Genomic DNA, 16099 nt, shown 5'->3' on the forward strand with positions numbered 1-16099 from the left:
CGTTTTAGAGGCTCTTTTTTTATGGTAAAAAATAACCAAAAATTTCCATGTATTTTAATTTGAATTTAACACAATTTATATATAAATAAGGAGGTGATTGGTAATGGCTAGAAATCGTAATTCTAATCAATTAGCATCACATGGAGCACAAGCAGCTTTAGATCAAATGAAATATGAAATTGCACAAGAGTTTGGTGTACAACTTGGCGCTGATACTTCTTCACGTGCAAACGGTTCTGTAGGCGGTGAAATTACAAAACGCCTTGTAGCGATGGCAGAACAACAACTTGGTGGCGGATATACTCGCTAATTGTAGAAGGTTATAGGAGAAAGGAAGGATTCTTCCTTTCTTTTTTTTTCAATTAATTGGTATGGATATATTGTGAACTGGATTCAAAGAATAGGAATAATACTATAATTTCCCCAATTTCTTTTGTTGTGAATGGGAAGTAGTAAAGATGTAATAGCCCTGGTGGAATGAAAAGTTACGTTCCAGCGGGGCTATTATATGGTAAGAAATATATGATGAAAGGTTTCGAAGCCAACATGTTAAAAAAAGAAAACTGTTGTTTAATTGCGCTTGCATCAGTTCCACTTGTTATGACATTAGGGAATTCAATGCTCATCCCAATTCTGCCGACTATTGAAAAGAAATTACATATTTCATCGTTTCAAGTATCCATGATTATTACAATTTACTCTATCGTAGCCATTCTACTTATACCGATTGCTGGTTATTTATCAGATAGATGGGGACGAAAGATGGTAATGGTTCCGAGTTTGCTGATTGCAGCTATAGGAGGAGCGATAACTGGTTGGGTATCTTGGAAAGTTGATAATCCCTACAATTGGATATTGATTGGTAGAGCGATTCAAGGTATTGGTGCTGCTGGTGCAATGCCAGTTGTTATACCGTGTGTTGGTGATTTATACAAAGACGAAAAACAAGTTAGTACAGGTTTAGGAATCATAGAAACATCCAATACATTTGGGAAAGTGCTGAGCCCTATTTTAGGGTCTGCTCTTGCTGCCGTTGTATGGTTCTTACCATTTTGGGCGATTCCAATTTTATGCGTAGTATCAATTGTTTTATTACTTGTTCTAGTAAAGGCAAAGAAACAAGAAGGAGAAGTACCACCACTTAAAGAGTTTATAAAATCTATTCTGTCTACGTTTCGAGAAAAAGGAAGATGGTTAATTGCCATTTTTGCATTAGGTGCAATTATTATGCTTATTTTATTCGGAATTCTCTTTTATTTGTCGACTATACTGGAATCAAAGTATGACATTCATGGTATATGGAAAGGGTGTGTGCTTGCTATCCCGTTACTTGTACTGTCACTTAGTTCATATATGGCCGGTAAAAAAATTGGAGATAATCAAAATGTTATGAAGCAGTGTATCTATATTGGTTTTTTAATGGCAGCTGCATCAGTCATCATTCCTTTATTTATAAAAGGGATTTATTTACTACTTCTTTGTCTCGTTATTATGGGGATAGGGATTGGTATGGCACTCCCATGTTTAGATGCCCTCATTACACAAGGAATTGAAAAGGAGCAAAGGGGAACAGTTACGTCATTTTACAGTTCAATGCGATTTATCGGTGTAGCAGCTGGACCACCTTTATATTCTTTTTTCATGAAAGGGGCGGACCATGAAGTGTTTTATTTGACTAGTATTTTCGCTGCCATTGGTGCTGTCATAGCAATCATTTGGATTAAACCAGCAAAGGATGCAAAGGCGGTAAAACAGAAACCGGAACCTACTTCATAATTTGTAAGAGAATTGCATGATGTTTTGAGTAACATGCAATTCTCTTTCGTTCATTAAGAATAAATAACTTGTTTTAACATATAAAGTGCGACACCCCATATGATGAGACCAGAAAATTTATTTAATAATAAAATTGTCTTTCCGGTTGAGTCTAGTCTTTTTAGAAATTTCCCCGCTAAAGCTAAGCTTATAAACCAAATCCAAGAAACGATAATAGTTGCAAGTGTGAAAGCCCATTTTTCACTTCCTATGTATTGAATAGAATTTGTTCCAATTACACCGATTGTGTCTAAAATAGCATGTGGATTTAATAACGAAACTGATGCTGCGAAAAGGATTTGCTTTTTTAAGGGCATACTTTTTTCTTGTGTTACATCGTTGGAAGGGCTACTTCTCCAAATAACAAAGCCCATGTATAGGAGAAAGAAAAATCCAATTATATATAATGAGTTAGTTAGCCAAGAAAAAGTAAGGAGTACAAGGGAGACACCTTGCACTGCAATCAATATGAGTAACGTATCACATATAGAGGCAGTTAATACTACAGGGGCTGCCCTCCAAATGTTTGGTTGGCTCGCACCTTGGTTAAAGACAAAAACATTTTGTACACCTAATGGAATGATAAGTCCAAATGCAAGAATGATACCATGAATAATTGCTTCACTCATCATATTACCTCCTATTTTAATTCATTATGATAGTGTATATTGTATAGAAGAAATGAAAATTTGTATCCATCCATATGGTTGGGGAGGTTACCAACCAAAAAGAATATAAGGTGATATGATGGAAAGATTCGTTTGGAAACCGGATATGTCTCTAGCGACGCCGCTGTATAAACAAATAGAAACGTATATAAAAGAAAGGATCGTTAATGGAGAATGGACCGTTGGAACGAAATTACCTTCACAAAGAGATTTGGCCCATACATTTGGTGTGAATCGAAGCACAATTGTAATGGCTTTCGATGAACTAGTTGCGAAGGGATATATTGAAGGGAATGGCAGGAAAGGAACAATTGTTGTAAATAATAATGAGAATGTTTCAACTTACGCACCCCCGCCTAATTGGCAGTCTTATGTAGAAACAGGACTTCATTATCCGAATCTCCCAGCTATTCAAGAGATTAATCAAGCTGAATTTTACCCACATGTAATTCGGTTAGGAACAGGTGAGCTCGCGCCGAGTCTCTTACCTGAGAAAAAGATGAAAGAAATTATGAATAACCTTTTAAAGTCAAATGTGACGCTTGGGTATGAAGAGCCGAAAGGAAATCTTTATTTAAGGGAAAAGATTTCCGAATACTTAAAGGAGCATGGTGTATATGTATCTCCTGACTCTATATTAATTGTTTCAGGAGCAATTCAAGCGCTGCAACTTATTTCTATGGGGCTTCTTTCGAAAGGGGCATCAATCTTATTAGAGAAACCATCCTATTTATATTCGCTTAATGTTTTTCAATCAGCAGGAGTACGTTTAATTGGAATCCCAATGGATGAAAGCGGGTTACATACATCATATATTAAGAAATATAAGAAGCAATTTAATGCCTCTATTTTATATACAATCCCGTCTTTTCATAATCCAACGAACTTTAGTATGAATGCGAAGAAACGAATAGAAGTGATGGAAATATGTAATGAAATTGGATTACCTATTATAGAGGACGCAGTGTATCAAGACTTATGGTTTGATGCACCTAGTTCGAAACCTTTAAAAGCCTATGATAAAAATGGAATCGTACTACATATTGGAAGCATGTCCAAAGTAATTAGTCCAGGTTTAAGAATTGGATGGATTGTTGGACCCGAGCCAGTAATTCAAAGATTGTCAGACATAAAGATGCAAACAGATTATGGTTCAAGCACTATATCCCAGCAAATTGCAGCAGAGTGGTTTACAAATGGTCTATATGATGAGCATTTGCGATTTGTAAGAAGTGAATTGAAAAAACGAAGAGATTTTATGTTACTAATGTTAGATAAATATCTTCGTGAAATAGCAACTTGGCATGAACCAACAGGCGGGTTTTATATATGGGTACATATAAAAGTACCCATTTCATATCGCAGTTTATTTGATAAAGCTCTGCAAGAAAAGGTTTTATTAAACCCAGGTACTTTATATGATAGAAGTGCAAATCAATTTTTGCGCCTATCGTATTCATACGCAACGTTAGAAGAAATTGAAATAGGTATAAAAAAACTTGCACAACTAATGAAAAAGTAAGAGGAGAAAGTAATGAAACAATATGTAATTTGCCAAATGATCAATGGAGAAAAATATTTAGCTGCTTATGCGGAGACGAAGCAAGAGGCGATTGAAAAAGCAGAACTGTTAGGATTAAGAACGGGAAATCGTTACATAGTTATAACTGCAGAAGAAGCCGAAGGCTTAACGTATCCTTAAACAATGTATGAGATTATATAGGAAGTAAATAAGTCTAGTAATATAAGAATTTACTAGGCTTATTTACTATTAAGTTGTTAAACGTTCTCGTATTTATACGCAAAGTAATAATATTATGAGTCAAGTTGACGAAAAAATCGATTTGTCTTTCGGTCTTGATTTCCTTTTCTATACTCATCAATATATTGCCTAAAGTTCCAAGCTTGTAAAAATTTATTAGCAGAGTTATAACCAGAATTGTAAAGCCAGTCTTTTTCTTCCTTCGTCAGTTCAAAATTAGTACTTGTAATCGTTCCTGTTGGAATTGTAATCGTTCTTGCTTTTGATTCCTTATCTAAATGACGTAAATCATGAGCTTGCATCATTGTTTTAAATAGTCCTTTGAACATAGAAATAGGCTCGTTATAGTGAGCAGGGTCAGCTTGAATCTCATCTTTTACAAAATGAAATCCGAAAGTCGGCCAGCGAGGAGCGGTAGGTGAATCGAAGATCCAAATTGGATAATTACTTAGAATTCCTCCGTCAACCATATAACAAGGCTGCTTCCATTTTGGAGTTCTCCATTTTACGGGTTCAAAGAAGAAGGGGATTGTACTACTCATTCTTACCGCTTTAGCGATAGAGAAGCGATAATTTAAAAATCCATAGTTTGGTAAGTCGTCAGGAAAGACAACCATTTTACCATTACTAATATCAGAAGCGATGATTTTGAGTTTGTTTAGATCCGGTAAATCAGTAAATAAATGAACACCTTTTTTTCGAAGTAATTCTTCAATCCATTCTTCTATAAATACATTAGAGTATATACCTAGAGTAGTCCATGCACTTAGTCCTTTTCCGATAAAGGGGACTTTGTCAATAAAGGTTTTCTTCGTAAATTTGTTATAATCGATATCAGTTATAATGGTTTTTAGCTCTGAACAAGAATATCCTGCAGCTAAAAGTGCCGCGATAATTGCACCAGCTGATGTTCCAGCTACACGTTCCCATTCATAACCTTTTTCGGCTAACGCGCAAATTGCCCCAACATGCGCAATACCGCGCACGCCGCCTCCTTCAAAAACACCATCAATCTTCATTAAACATACTTCCTTTCAAATAAAAGATTTGGAAATGAAAAAAAGCACGTATTGTACGTGCTTTTTTACAATGGTTTTTAAGTTTACTAGCAGCCTACAAAGCCGCCCCAACAGCTAGCTCCGATGATGATTAGAAGGATGAATAAAACGATTAATAAAGCGAAACCTCCGTAACCACAACCACCACAGCTACCGCCGTAACCGTAACCGCCGCAACTATATCCGTAACCCATGTGGAATTCCTCCTTATATTAAAAATAAAAATGAACGAGGGGAAAATGTACTGGAAGAACTAAAGAACTATCGTGTTTGTAGGAACAATGTATAGTATGCTTTTTTAAACTTGTTCGCGTACGAAGGATAAGCCCGTTTTTTGGAGGCTTGTTGATTTTGTAAAGAATGAAGTATAATCTTTGTACTATGATATAAATAAGTATGTAAATGTAAGGAGAATTTATGAATAAAAAAATTGAAGTATTAATTGATAAATATGAACTAACACACTTGAAAGAGGAACTTATTAATACTGTATTTCCTTGTATAAAAGTTGTGCCAAAGCAGCAGGAAACTGTTGCGATAGGTAGTTCGAAAATGGGAGGAGTTCCTGATTTACCAGCTTTATTTGAATATCCAAAGCATAAAGGAAATCCACTACAATTTATCGCGCAATTTAACTTAAGTGATTTACAAAACGTTGGTATGGATCACAATCTTCCTAAGACGGGGATCCTGTATTTCTTTTGCATTGAAAATTATTTTGAAGAAAATGTGAAGCTAACAGAGGGTGGGCGTGTACTTTATTATGATGTTCCTGTAGAGCAATTACGAAGAGGAAATGAAGTACAAGCGAAATATAACCAGTGTGCAATTACTTTTGAACTGACATACAAATTACCAGAACTTTTCATTGAAGATGAGGCTGATTCAGATCGTTTCTTGCAATTACTTGAAGAGCTAATTCCGGATAACTACGATAACCATCAAATGTTTGGTGAGCCATTCTCTGTACAAGAAGAAGTGTTATATGAGACGGGAGAATATATGGGAGTAGACCCGCAGCAAATGACTCTTTTATTCCAAATTGATTCAGATCATAAAAATTGTAATATGGTTTGGGGAGAACTAGGGATGCTATATTTCTGTATTAGTAATGAAGATTTGAAAAATCAACGTTTTGAAAATACATGCTGCGTATTACAAACATGCTAATGAAAAAAGGTTGTTCTTTTAAAAGAACAACCTTTTTATGTGAATTAGTTAATATGCATAATCTCATATGACCTATACGAAAAAGTATTGTATACTCTGAAACTATACGATACTTTTTCGTATAGTTATAGAATATAAGGAGTGACAAGATGGGAAAGACAAGTAAGTATGTGACAGCTGCCGCACTTTGTTCAACTATAGTAATGGGAGGCTTACAAGCGTCATCTGTATCTTATGCAGCTACAAATCCGACTACAGTGACAGCACAATCAGATGTAAAGTTATTAGATGATTTCAGAAAAGAATTAAAAAAACAGATTGATAATCGAGAAGAAAATATTACAATCACATATAAAACAAAAGATAGAAATGCTAGAAATATTATGGATCAATTGTATGGTGAGTTTAATAAAATTGTAGATGCTGATGAGTATGTAAAATATAATGTAGCGTCTACTAGATATTCCATTAAAGGAATGCCAGGGGACTATACGTTTACACTGCAAGTAAAATACCGTGAATCAAAAGAACAAACTCAATATGTAAAAGATCAGGCGAAATCAATTGTTGGATTAATTGTAAAACCAGGGATGGATGAGCATGAGAAAGTAAAAGCTATTCACGATTACGTTGTTAAGCATGTGTCTTATGATACGTCTTATCAAGCGTATACAGCATATGAAGCATTAGCGAATCGTTCTGCCGTTTGCCAAGGATATACATTATTAACGTATGAGTTGTTAAAAGAGGCAGGTATTCAAAATCATATTGTAACAGGCACAGGAAACGGACAAGCTCACGCGTGGAATTTAGTGAACATTGAAAACAAATGGTATCACCTAGATACTACATTTGATGATCCAGTACCAGATAAAGCAGGGCGTGCAACTTACTCATATTTTAATATGTCTGACGAACAGTTAAGTAAAGATCATGAATGGGATCGTAGCAAATATCCAGCGGCAACTACAAGTTATTTTGGTGAATTAACAAATAAAATAAAAGCTGGTAGCTCAAAAACTGTCGTATATGAGCAGATGTTAAAAGAAACAAATTTACAATACTTATCTGCAGAATACGGAGCAGAAAATTATAATGAATTTAAGCAAAAGTTGCAGCAAAAGTTTGCAGCCAAACCAGAAAAAGTAGAAGTACGATATAAGCAGTCCATGGATGGGACGATGCAAGATATAAAGAAAGTATTAAATGAAATAAATTGGCCAAAAGGTGCAAAGCGTGTGTCTTATCAAGTAGCGCCTTATAGTGCATTGGCGGGTTATTCATTAGCGACAATTACATTTACGTATTAAGCAATGGGAAAAAGCATCTGTAAAAGGTGCTTTTTTTATTAATTGATTGCTTTTAAATATTAAGAATTGTGTGATAAAATAAAAGGATAAGGATGTGAATGTGGAATGAACTTGTTCGAAAGCAATATTTTTACATTGATATATGCTTGTTTAGTAATCGGGCTTATCGTTTTGTTTTTCATATCATTTATTTTGTTTATTAGAAGAGTATTACAAAGCAGTGCTGCAAAGAAACACCACGTGATTAATATGAACCAGAAGCTAGATCGAATCATTGAATTGCTTGAAAAAGATAAGAAATAGCGATAGAAGAAGTATGAAAAGGGGGAAAGAGAATGGCGAATTATATAAAAGAATTACGTGAAAAAGTAGGACATGATTATGTTTTCTTAAACTTTGCCGGTGGTTGTGTATTTAATAAAGAAGGAGAAGTATTACTGCAAAAAAGAGGAGACTTTAACGCTTGGGGATTTCCAGGTGGCGCAATGGAGATAGGGGAATCAGCTGCGGAAACTGCAATCCGAGAAATAAAAGAAGAAACCGGGTATGATGTAGAAATAAATGAGCTTATTGGAGTGTATACAAAATATTTTCAATCATATCCAAATGGAGACAAGGCCCAGTCAATTGTGATGTTCTTTTCATTCACAATAGTTGGAGGTGACAAAAAAGTAGATGGTGATGAAACGTTGGATTTGAAGTTTTTCCCGTTAGACGACATGCCACCGTTATTTTGTAAACAACATGAAGATTGCCTGCAAGATTTATTGGAGAAAAGAGTAGGGGTATATCGTTAACATATAAAAAAGAAGCTAAATGAAGATTAGCTTCTTTTTTATGTTTCATTTATTTCCACCAATCATCAAACATTGACGCTGGTACTTGTCTTTTATGCTCACTCACTGTGTAACGTTTTTCAATTTTCTCTGCAACGTCAGCTGGAACTGCTTTACCTTCTAAATAATCATCTAATTGATCATAAGTAATACCTAACTCTGTTTCATCAGCTTGACCTGGTTTTTCATCTAATAAATCAGCTGTTGGCATTTTTAAGTACAGTCGCTCGTCTGCGCCTAACTCTTGTAATAATGCACGTCCTTGGCGCTTCGTTAATCCCGTTAATGGTAATAAATCTGCACCACCATCTCCGAATTTTGTAAAGAACCCTGTTACAGCTTCTGCAGCGTGATCTGTTCCGATAACAAGTAGCCCTTTTTGTCCACCAATTGCATATTGAGTAACCATACGGATACGTGCTTTCACGTTACCTTTATTGAAATCTGTTAATGATTCACCCAATAAGTTTTCATATTGATTTGAAAAAGCATCAACAGTTGAAGCTATATCAAATGCAACAGATTGATCTGCTTGAATGAATTGTAATGCTAATTGTGCATCATCTTCATCTTTTTGTACTTTATAAGGAAGACGCACGGCGATAAACGTTGCATTACCACCTTCGTTACGAATTTCTTCAACTGCAAGTTGTGCTAAGCGTCCTGCTAATGTAGAGTCTTGTCCGCCGCTAATACCAAGTACAAATCCTTTTGCACCTGTTTTTTTTACATAATCTTTTAAGAAATCAACTCGTTTACGAATTTCAACTTTTGGATCAATTACAGGCTGAACATGTAATGCTTTCATAATCTGTTCTTGTAATGTCATTATGTTTTCCTCCTATTCATATTAAAGCGGTAAATAAGTTTATATGTATAATGGTACATACTTCTATCCTTTATTATTTCGCAAAACTAACGAATATACAATAGGATGTGTGTATGAATATGAATGTAGTCATTATAAATAAAGTACTACGTATAAGCAATTTTTTTAAACCTTTCAAAACTGTAAGGTTTTTGTCATTTGAATCGATGGAAGGTATTTCCGTACTTTACTAATATAAAAACATAGTTAGTAGAAAGAAGGGCGGAGAAGTAATATGAACATTAGAGAACTCGCATATCGGAATGTAACGCGAAATAGACGGACATACTCAGCCTATTTTTTGAGTAGTGCATTTGCTATTATGGCCTTTTTTGTGTATTCATTTTTTGCGTTTCATCCGGCATTAAGTGCAGGAGAATTAGGTCAGTACGTATTCGTAAGTATGTCTTTTGCACAGTCTATTATTTACTTATTTACATTCTTCTTTATTTTATATTCGATGGGAATGTTTTTAAAAACGAGAAAGCGTGAGCTAGGAATTTTAATGATGCTAGGTATGACGAAATATCAATTAAAGCGTCTTATCTTTTTTGAAAATATTATGATTGGAATAGGGGCAATTATTTTTGGTATTATTTCAGGTATGTTATTTTCAGGGGTATTACTATTTGTCGCCCCGATGATATTAAAACTAGATATCTCCTTATCCTATTACATACCGATGAAAGCAATTGTTGTAACAAGTATTATGTTTTTCATATTATTTATGATCATATCATTGTTTAGTGCAGGAATGATTCGTAAAAATAAAATTATGAAGTTGTTTAGAGGGTCAGCAGAGGCAAAACCGGAACCGAAAGCATCAATCATTTCTTCAATATTAGCAGTAGTATTGCTTAGTGCTGGCTATGTAGGAGCTCTTCTATCGCATGGCGCAATGGTATTTATTATGATGATTCCTGTTACAACGGTAGTTATTATTGGGACGTATTTGTTGTACAAGCAGCTGAGTGTCTTTATTATTCGATTATGTAAAAAAAGTAAACGTTTCTATTGGACACAGACTAATATTATTACGTTATCAGATTTAGCGTATCGCATGAGAGATAACGCAAGAATGTTCTTTATTGTAACCATTATTTCTACTGTAGCATTTTCCGCAATAGGGACATTAGTCGGCTTCGCATCCATGACGAAAGGGATAATGGAGAGACCAATTGCGTTTCATTACCATTCTAAGCAAGGGAATAGTAACGAATCACAACATATACAAATGATTGACAAAGGATTAAAGAAACATAGTATAGCAGCTTCAAAAACTAATATTTCGACAAAGAAAACGGAGGAACAGTCGTTAAGAAGCGCCACTTTTATAAAAGAATCAGACTATAAGAAATATGCAAAGTTAACAGGAGAACCATTTAATACTGTAGCAAATAAAGAAGTTGTATTTTTGTCAGCTAATATACCAGGGCCAACGATGAAAGAAAGAAAAGAAATTACTTTACCTAATATGAATGAAAATTTAAAAGTGAAAAAAGTTACTTCATCTTCATTGGGGAAAATATTAAGAGGAAATGTTTATGTAATCTCTAATAATCAATATGATTCATTACAAGATGGATTTATAGAGACAAAAGATTATATGTATAAAACTGAAAGGACGAAAGATGAGATTGAAATTGGTAAAGAGCTTACGCATCAAATTAAACCGTATCAAGAATATTCAACGTTTAGTGCGGAAGAGTACGAGCAAAACCAAAGTTTACAAATTGCAGGACCGATTTTATTTGTAGGTTTCTTTATTGGTATAGTATTTTTCGTTTGCGCAGGAAGTTTCCTTTACTTCCGTTTATTCTCCGATTTGGAGGATGATGTTCGTTTGTTCGAAATGATTCGTAAAGTTGGATTGACAAGTAGGGAATTATCGAAGGTAGTTACAATTCGATTGGCGCTTTTATTCTTCGTTCCAATTGGTGTTGCAACATTACATGGAGCAGTAGCTTTAACGGCGTTAGGGCAAATGTTTGAGTACTCATTGTTTAAAGAAAATACAGTTGTATTAAGTATTTTCATAGGTATTCAAGTTGTATACTTCTTACTTATAAGATCCCGTTATGTAAAACAATTGAAAGAGAGATTACGTATGCATTAAATGTGTTTTTTTAACTCGAGTACAAAATTTTCTAAAAAGAGGCAAGTATTGTCAAAAAGTGATAAAATGGAAAAAGCGAGGTGAAAAAATTAATAGAGAGTAAGGGGGGAGAAATATGAAAGCAACAGGAGTTATTCGAAAAGTAGACGAATTAGGACGAATTGTTATCCCTAAAGAATTACGCGATGTATTGGGAATACAAATCAAATCACCGCTTGAAATTTTTGTAGAAGCAGATAAAATCATTTTACAAAAATATCAACCTTACAATGCTTGCCAAATCACAGGTGATGTTTCAGGGCAGAATATTACATTAGCAAATGGAAATATTACAGTTGGCATAGAGGGAGCGGAATATTTAGTAAAAGAAATAGAAAAGTTTTTAAACAAGAGTGAGGTTTAGTCTTAATTTATATTATTTTTCAAATACATATCATTCTTTTAAAAGACTGTAAGAGGACCATTAATTGGTCCTCTTATTTTGGTTAGTAGTTGAACGACTCGGGTTGTTACTTCCTACAAATCATAGGGAAAATAAAGAAGTATTATAGAGGTAGTAAATGATGTTGAGAAATATTTGAAAAGAAGGAAAACAAAAAGAATAAAACGAATGTTACATTTACACGTATTCAAAAGTGGTCTGAAATGAAAATAATACATTTTCAGGAGGGATTACGATGAGTAGTACAGTGAATAAACAAAAAGGTATACAATTGATTCCGTTTACCGTAAATAAGGTGGTAGAACAAGTAAATGAAATTCCACCAGGTGTACAACTGATTCACGCTCCGCAAGTATGGGAAAAGAGTGTGAAGGGGCAAGATGTAGTCGTTGCCGTATTAGATACAGGGTGTGATACTAATCATATAGATTTAAAAGATCGTATTATCGGCGGAAGAAATTTCACAAAAGATTATGAAGCTGATCCAAATGTGTATCTTGATAATAACGGACATGGTACTCATGTTGCGGGAACGATTGCCGCGACTGAAAATGGTGTCGGTGTATTAGGAGTTGCACCACTTGCTAAAATGTTAGTATTAAAAGTTTTAGCGGGAGATGGTTCTGGAAGTTATGAGCAAATTATTGAGGCAATTCATTATGCTGTAAATTGGAGAGGGCCGAATCAAGAGAAAGTGAGAATTATTTCAATGTCACTTGGTGGTCCGGAAGATGTTCCAGAATTACATGAAGCAATTCAAAATGCGGTAAAGCAGGATGTTCTCGTTGTATGTGCTGCTGGAAATAATGGAGATTGCGATGATGAAACAGAGGAACTAGACTTTCCGGGTGCGTACTCCGAGGTAATTGAAGTTGGTGCCGTTAATTTAGAGCGGAAGATTGCATGTTTTAGTAATTCAAATCAAGAAATTGATCTAGTAGCGCCAGGTGATAAAATATTATCTACGTATCCAGAAGGAAAATATGCTGTGTTAAGTGGAACTTCCATGGCGACGCCGCATGTTGCTGGAGCGCTCGCCTTGCTCATTAAACAGTGTGAGAAAGAATACGGTCGAAAGTTATCGGAGCCGGAAATATATGCACAACTCATTAAAAGAACTGTACCTTTAGGGTACGAACGTACATCTGAAGGGAATGGATTAATAGATTTATTAAAAGAATAGCCATATTAAAAAAACATCTCATATGAATATGAGATGTTTTTTTAATATGGCTCTGTCGCATGTAATACAACTTGTAATAAACCTGGGAATCTAGCGTTTAAATCTTCTTCACGAATTGAAATGAAACGTTGTGTTCCTTCAAGGCGCGTGTACATAACACCTGACTCACGTAAAACTTTGAAATGGTGAGATAAAGTTGATTTTGCAACAGGGATGTTTAAAGCACCACAAGATTGTTCATTTTTCTCTAGTAACATATTTACAATTTGTAAACGAATTTGATCGCTAAGTGCATATAAGACAGAAGAAAATTGAATTTCTTCTCGATTTGGATGATAGAGTGTACGCATATTTCACCTACTTGTATAAGTTAAGATATTTGCACTATAACATATAAAGTGGTATATTTCTATTGTTCGAATATATTCGAACAATAGAAATATAGGGGGAGAAAAAATGAAGTATATAAAATTGCAAAAGGCAGGATTAAATATTTCAAAGTTGGGTTTAGGTACAAATGCAGTAGGGGGACATAATTTATATGCTGATGTGAATGAAGAAGAAGGAAAGCGATTAGTAGAAGAAGCTATTCAGCAAGGGATTACATTTTTTGATACAGCAGATTCATATGGTTTCGGTAGATCGGAGGAATTAGTAGGAGAAGTATTAAAGGGAAAACGTCATGAGTTTATACTTGCTACAAAAGGTGGAATTCAACCGTTGTTAAATGGAGAAACTTATATTAACAATGAACCAAGTTATTTAAGGAATGCTGTGGAAAATAGCTTAAGAAGATTACAGACTGAATATATTGATTTATATTATTTACACTTTACAAATCCTGAAACAAGTTACATAGATTCAATCGGAGAGCTTACTCATTTAAAAGAAGAAGGGAAAATTCGTTCAATTGGAATATCGAACGTAAACATAGAACAATTAAAAGAGGCGAATCAACATGGTCATATAGATGTTGTACAATCTCCATACAATATGTTAGAACGTACAGCTGAGGAAGAACTGTTGCCGTATTGTATAGAAGCGGGTATTTCATTTATTCCATATGGGCCTCTTGCTTTTGGAATATTAGGCGGAAAATATACAGAAGATTTTAAATTAAATGAAGTCGATTGGCGTCAAAATGTAAATCTATTTGAAGAAAATACATATAAGAGTAATTTTAAGAAAGTGAATAAGTTAAAAGGGCTAGCTAAAGAAAATGATATTGAAGTGTCTCATTTAGCGTTAGCATGGTTATTAAATAAAGAAGGGATTGATACTGTTATACCTGGTGGAAAGCGGGCAGAGCAGGTAAGAGAAAGTGTGAAAGCGGTAGATGTTGCATTGAATGAAAGAGTCATGAAAGAAATCCAATCTATTTTAGAAGATTAGTTAAACAGAGGGAGAGTACCCTCTGTTTATATAAGGAGAAGGTCTAAATGAACAGAGTACTAGCTGTATTTTTTATGATAATGTTTATGATCGGTACAGATACGTTCTTAATTTCACCACTGTTGCCGACATTGCAACAGGTGTATCATGTTTCAACTGAGTTGTCAGGATGGATGGTGAGTTCGTATGCTTTAGGGTATGCTGGATTTGCACTTGTGGCTGGTCCTATATCAGATGGATTAAACAGAAAAAAAGTAATGGTACTAGGTATGAGTTTTTTTGCAATAAGTACGTTTTTTTGTGGAATTGCACCGAGTTTTTTATGGATGCTAACATTTAGATTTTTAGCAGGTGTAAGTGCAGCTTTTGTATCTCCACAAGTGTGGGCATCTATTCCGCTCCTTATAGAGAAGAAGCAAATTGTGAAAGCAATTGGGGTTGCAACAGCAGGGTTATCAATCTCTCAAATTTTAGGGCTGCCACTGGGAGCTTATTTAGCAACGATACATTATACAATTCCATTCTATTTCATTGGTATATTATCAGCACTACTTGTCATTCTTATTTATGTTGTATTACCAGAAATACAGTCGGTTCATATAGGTGGAAATAAAAAAGCGATTTTACAGCGTTATAAACAATTACTTACAGATTCAAAGGTTTCACTTTCTTATTTTGCATACTTTGTTTTTCAAACCGGAAATTTTGCTGCATTTTCATTTTTTGGTGTATGGCTTTCCATTCAATTTGGCTTACAAGTTGATGAAGTAGGTACAGCTATGCTCGTATTAGGATTAGGAAATTTAATTGGTAATATTTTTGGTCCTAGAATCGTAAATAAAATTGGTTATAACCTTTCTTTCTATGGTGGAATTATATTTACAGCAGTGCTATATGTATTACTTCCTCATGTAAAGAACATTGTATTGGTGGAGTTATTGTTCTTTGCTTTATTTTTTGTGACAGGAATTTTGTTTGTATTAATGATGAGGCACTTACAAAACATGTCTAGTGTAGCAAGAGGAACAGGAGCCGTGCTTGCAAATGCTTCTATGTACATTGGTCAAATGATTGGTGCGGCAATAGCTGGAATGTTATTTGCAATATCTCACAATTTTATACTTATAGGTAGTTTTACTGCGTTACTATATATAGGAGCTTTATTTTTGTTTAGAAAAAGTGAAAAAATTACTGAAAATAGTGAAACAGGAATTGCATCATAAAGCTTGTATAAATATTTCGCAAATCAGAATTAATAAGAGTGTGAATACATGAATGTGCTTTTAATTAAAGTGGTTACTAAAAGTATAGAAATAGTAGAAGAAATGTATTGTAACAAAGTTATGAGGAATCAAAAAATAAAAATCCCTATAAAGATAGGGATTTATATATCGGCATATAGTTCCTTGGAAAAGGATATACTTAGTTTAACATATAGGAGTACTTATAATTGTGAAATAGATGTGAAAGTAATGTGAA

Annotated in this window: 19 protein-coding genes; 14 read left to right on the forward strand and 5 right to left on the reverse strand. The window is 34.4% G+C overall.

The features are described from left to right. Positions 1 to 103 precede the first annotated feature (103 nt). Together NST27_RS09600 and NST27_RS09605 are read left to right on the forward strand one after the other, a co-directional pair. Positions 104 to 310, forward strand: a complete 207-nt coding sequence (locus NST27_RS09600; RefSeq protein WP_000113545.1) for an alpha/beta-type small acid-soluble spore protein — start codon at positions 104 to 106, stop codon at positions 308 to 310. A 236-nt stretch (positions 311 to 546) separates the two neighbouring features. Further along, on the forward strand, positions 547 to 1776 hold the full coding sequence (locus NST27_RS09605) for an MFS transporter (RefSeq protein WP_033689723.1): 1230 nt from the start codon (positions 547 to 549) through the stop codon (positions 1774 to 1776). A 53-nt stretch (positions 1777 to 1829) separates the two neighbouring features. Here the strand turns inward: NST27_RS09605 and NST27_RS09610 are convergent, their stop codons facing one another. Next, on the reverse strand, positions 1830 to 2444 hold the full coding sequence (locus NST27_RS09610) for a LysE/ArgO family amino acid transporter (RefSeq protein WP_001287305.1): 615 nt from the start codon (positions 2442 to 2444) through the stop codon (positions 1830 to 1832). Positions 2445 to 2562: 118 nt separating this feature from the next. Between NST27_RS09610 and NST27_RS09615 the strand changes: the two genes are divergently transcribed. Both NST27_RS09615 and NST27_RS09620 read left to right on the forward strand, forming a co-directional pair. Beyond that, positions 2563 to 4005, forward strand: coding sequence for an aminotransferase-like domain-containing protein (locus NST27_RS09615; protein ID WP_000439399.1), 1443 nt, complete (start codon positions 2563 to 2565; stop codon positions 4003 to 4005). 12 nt (positions 4006 to 4017) lie between these two features. Next, positions 4018 to 4185, forward strand: coding sequence for a DUF3933 family protein (locus NST27_RS09620; protein WP_000816389.1), 168 nt, complete (start codon positions 4018 to 4020; stop codon positions 4183 to 4185). A 113-nt stretch (positions 4186 to 4298) separates the two neighbouring features. On the opposite strand, the gene NST27_RS09625 is transcribed toward NST27_RS09620, so the two are convergent. Together NST27_RS09625 and NST27_RS09630 are read right to left on the reverse strand one after the other, a co-directional pair. After that, the gene (locus NST27_RS09625) at positions 4299 to 5264 is read right to left on the reverse strand and encodes a patatin-like phospholipase family protein (protein ID WP_000686791.1); all 966 of its coding nucleotides are present in this window, start codon (positions 5262 to 5264) and stop codon (positions 4299 to 4301) included. An 86-nt stretch (positions 5265 to 5350) separates the two neighbouring features. Next, entirely contained in the window at positions 5351 to 5497 is a 147-nt protein-coding gene (locus NST27_RS09630) for a YjcZ family sporulation protein (RefSeq protein ID WP_000540425.1), read from the reverse strand. Between the two features lie 223 nt (positions 5498 to 5720). On the opposite strand from NST27_RS09630, the gene NST27_RS09635 reads away from it, so the two are divergent. The 4 genes from NST27_RS09635 to NST27_RS09650 all read left to right on the forward strand — a co-directional run bounded on the left by NST27_RS09635 (position 5721) and on the right by NST27_RS09650 (position 8580). Beyond that, complete coding sequence (locus tag NST27_RS09635) at positions 5721 to 6473, forward strand: YwqG family protein (RefSeq protein WP_001034834.1); 753 nt, start codon at positions 5721 to 5723, stop codon at positions 6471 to 6473. Positions 6474 to 6622: 149 nt separating this feature from the next. Continuing rightward, the gene (locus NST27_RS09640) at positions 6623 to 7783 is read left to right on the forward strand and encodes a transglutaminase domain-containing protein (protein WP_047385984.1); all 1161 of its coding nucleotides are present in this window, start codon (positions 6623 to 6625) and stop codon (positions 7781 to 7783) included. A 105-nt stretch (positions 7784 to 7888) separates the two neighbouring features. After that, entirely contained in the window at positions 7889 to 8086 is a 198-nt protein-coding gene (locus NST27_RS09645; RefSeq protein WP_001048097.1) for a DUF4083 domain-containing protein, read from the forward strand. Positions 8087 to 8118: 32 nt separating this feature from the next. Continuing rightward, positions 8119 to 8580 carry an NUDIX hydrolase gene (locus NST27_RS09650; RefSeq protein WP_000025000.1) on the forward strand — a complete coding sequence of 154 codons (462 nt, stop codon included), beginning with the start codon at positions 8119 to 8121 and terminating at the stop codon, positions 8578 to 8580. A 49-nt stretch (positions 8581 to 8629) separates the two neighbouring features. Here the strand turns inward: NST27_RS09650 and nadE are convergent, their stop codons facing one another. After that, entirely contained in the window at positions 8630 to 9448 is an 819-nt protein-coding gene (nadE, locus tag NST27_RS09655; protein WP_000174901.1) for an ammonia-dependent NAD(+) synthetase, read from the reverse strand. Positions 9449 to 9722: 274 nt separating this feature from the next. Between nadE and NST27_RS09660 the strand changes: the two genes are divergently transcribed. From NST27_RS09660 to NST27_RS09670, 3 genes are all read left to right on the forward strand, one after another. Next, a complete protein-coding gene (locus NST27_RS09660) occupies positions 9723 to 11603 on the forward strand; it encodes an ABC transporter permease (RefSeq protein WP_001025971.1) in 1881 nt (626 codons plus the stop codon). 115 nt (positions 11604 to 11718) lie between these two features. Next, the gene (locus NST27_RS09665) at positions 11719 to 12006 is read left to right on the forward strand and encodes an AbrB/MazE/SpoVT family DNA-binding domain-containing protein (protein ID WP_000648325.1); all 288 of its coding nucleotides are present in this window, start codon (positions 11719 to 11721) and stop codon (positions 12004 to 12006) included. A gap of 274 nt (positions 12007 to 12280) precedes the next feature. Continuing rightward, positions 12281 to 13228, forward strand: a complete 948-nt coding sequence (locus NST27_RS09670) for a serine protease (RefSeq protein WP_047385986.1) — start codon at positions 12281 to 12283, stop codon at positions 13226 to 13228. A gap of 41 nt (positions 13229 to 13269) precedes the next feature. Here NST27_RS09670 and NST27_RS09675 read toward each other — a convergent pair whose 3' ends face one another. Then, the gene (locus tag NST27_RS09675) at positions 13270 to 13578 is read right to left on the reverse strand and encodes an ArsR/SmtB family transcription factor (protein WP_001259906.1); all 309 of its coding nucleotides are present in this window, start codon (positions 13576 to 13578) and stop codon (positions 13270 to 13272) included. Between the two features lie 106 nt (positions 13579 to 13684). Here NST27_RS09675 and NST27_RS09680 point away from each other — a divergent pair, with 106 nt between their 5' ends. The 3 genes from NST27_RS09680 to NST27_RS09690 are packed head-to-tail and all read left to right on the forward strand — an operon-like array spanning position 13685 to position 16098. Then, positions 13685 to 14620 carry an aldo/keto reductase gene (locus NST27_RS09680; RefSeq protein ID WP_000874082.1) on the forward strand — a complete coding sequence of 312 codons (936 nt, stop codon included), beginning with the start codon at positions 13685 to 13687 and terminating at the stop codon, positions 14618 to 14620. A 47-nt stretch (positions 14621 to 14667) separates the two neighbouring features. After that, positions 14668 to 15843 carry an MFS transporter gene (locus NST27_RS09685; RefSeq protein WP_001082496.1) on the forward strand — a complete coding sequence of 392 codons (1176 nt, stop codon included), beginning with the start codon at positions 14668 to 14670 and terminating at the stop codon, positions 15841 to 15843. Positions 15844 to 15891: 48 nt separating this feature from the next. Further along, positions 15892 to 16098, forward strand: a complete 207-nt coding sequence (locus tag NST27_RS09690; RefSeq protein ID WP_001101742.1) for a hypothetical protein — start codon at positions 15892 to 15894, stop codon at positions 16096 to 16098. The last annotated feature ends 1 nt before the right edge of the window (position 16099 follow it).

This window comes from Bacillus sp. FSL W8-0770, assembly GCF_038008705.1.
In the GTDB taxonomy this organism is placed as follows: domain Bacteria; phylum Bacillota; class Bacilli; order Bacillales; family Bacillaceae_G; genus Bacillus_A; species Bacillus_A cereus.

Excerpts from the sequence above, each read along its gene's own strand:
- NST27_RS09600 (WP_000113545.1), top strand. The coding sequence starts at position 104 with ATGGCTAGAAATCGTAATTCTAATCAATTAGCATCACATGGAGCACAA.
- NST27_RS09605 (WP_033689723.1), top strand. The coding sequence starts at position 547 with ATGTTAAAAAAAGAAAACTGTTGTTTAATTGCGCTTGCATCAGTTCCA.
- NST27_RS09610 (WP_001287305.1), bottom strand. The coding sequence starts at position 2,444 with ATGAGTGAAGCAATTATTCATGGTATCATTCTTGCATTTGGACTTATC.
- NST27_RS09615 (WP_000439399.1), top strand. The coding sequence starts at position 2,563 with ATGGAAAGATTCGTTTGGAAACCGGATATGTCTCTAGCGACGCCGCTG.
- NST27_RS09620 (WP_000816389.1), top strand. The coding sequence starts at position 4,018 with ATGAAACAATATGTAATTTGCCAAATGATCAATGGAGAAAAATATTTA.
- NST27_RS09625 (WP_000686791.1), bottom strand. The coding sequence starts at position 5,264 with ATGAAGATTGATGGTGTTTTTGAAGGAGGCGGCGTGCGCGGTATTGCG.
- NST27_RS09630 (WP_000540425.1), bottom strand. The coding sequence starts at position 5,497 with ATGGGTTACGGATATAGTTGCGGCGGTTACGGTTACGGCGGTAGCTGT.
- NST27_RS09635 (WP_001034834.1), top strand. The coding sequence starts at position 5,721 with ATGAATAAAAAAATTGAAGTATTAATTGATAAATATGAACTAACACAC.
- NST27_RS09640 (WP_047385984.1), top strand. The coding sequence starts at position 6,623 with ATGGGAAAGACAAGTAAGTATGTGACAGCTGCCGCACTTTGTTCAACT.
- NST27_RS09645 (WP_001048097.1), top strand. The coding sequence starts at position 7,889 with ATGAACTTGTTCGAAAGCAATATTTTTACATTGATATATGCTTGTTTA.
- NST27_RS09650 (WP_000025000.1), top strand. The coding sequence starts at position 8,119 with ATGGCGAATTATATAAAAGAATTACGTGAAAAAGTAGGACATGATTAT.
- nadE (WP_000174901.1), bottom strand. The coding sequence starts at position 9,448 with ATGACATTACAAGAACAGATTATGAAAGCATTACATGTTCAGCCTGTA.
- NST27_RS09660 (WP_001025971.1), top strand. The coding sequence starts at position 9,723 with ATGAACATTAGAGAACTCGCATATCGGAATGTAACGCGAAATAGACGG.
- NST27_RS09665 (WP_000648325.1), top strand. The coding sequence starts at position 11,719 with ATGAAAGCAACAGGAGTTATTCGAAAAGTAGACGAATTAGGACGAATT.
- NST27_RS09670 (WP_047385986.1), top strand. The coding sequence starts at position 12,281 with ATGAGTAGTACAGTGAATAAACAAAAAGGTATACAATTGATTCCGTTT.
- NST27_RS09675 (WP_001259906.1), bottom strand. The coding sequence starts at position 13,578 with ATGCGTACACTCTATCATCCAAATCGAGAAGAAATTCAATTTTCTTCT.
- NST27_RS09680 (WP_000874082.1), top strand. The coding sequence starts at position 13,685 with ATGAAGTATATAAAATTGCAAAAGGCAGGATTAAATATTTCAAAGTTG.
- NST27_RS09685 (WP_001082496.1), top strand. The coding sequence starts at position 14,668 with ATGAACAGAGTACTAGCTGTATTTTTTATGATAATGTTTATGATCGGT.
- NST27_RS09690 (WP_001101742.1), top strand. The coding sequence starts at position 15,892 with ATGAATGTGCTTTTAATTAAAGTGGTTACTAAAAGTATAGAAATAGTA.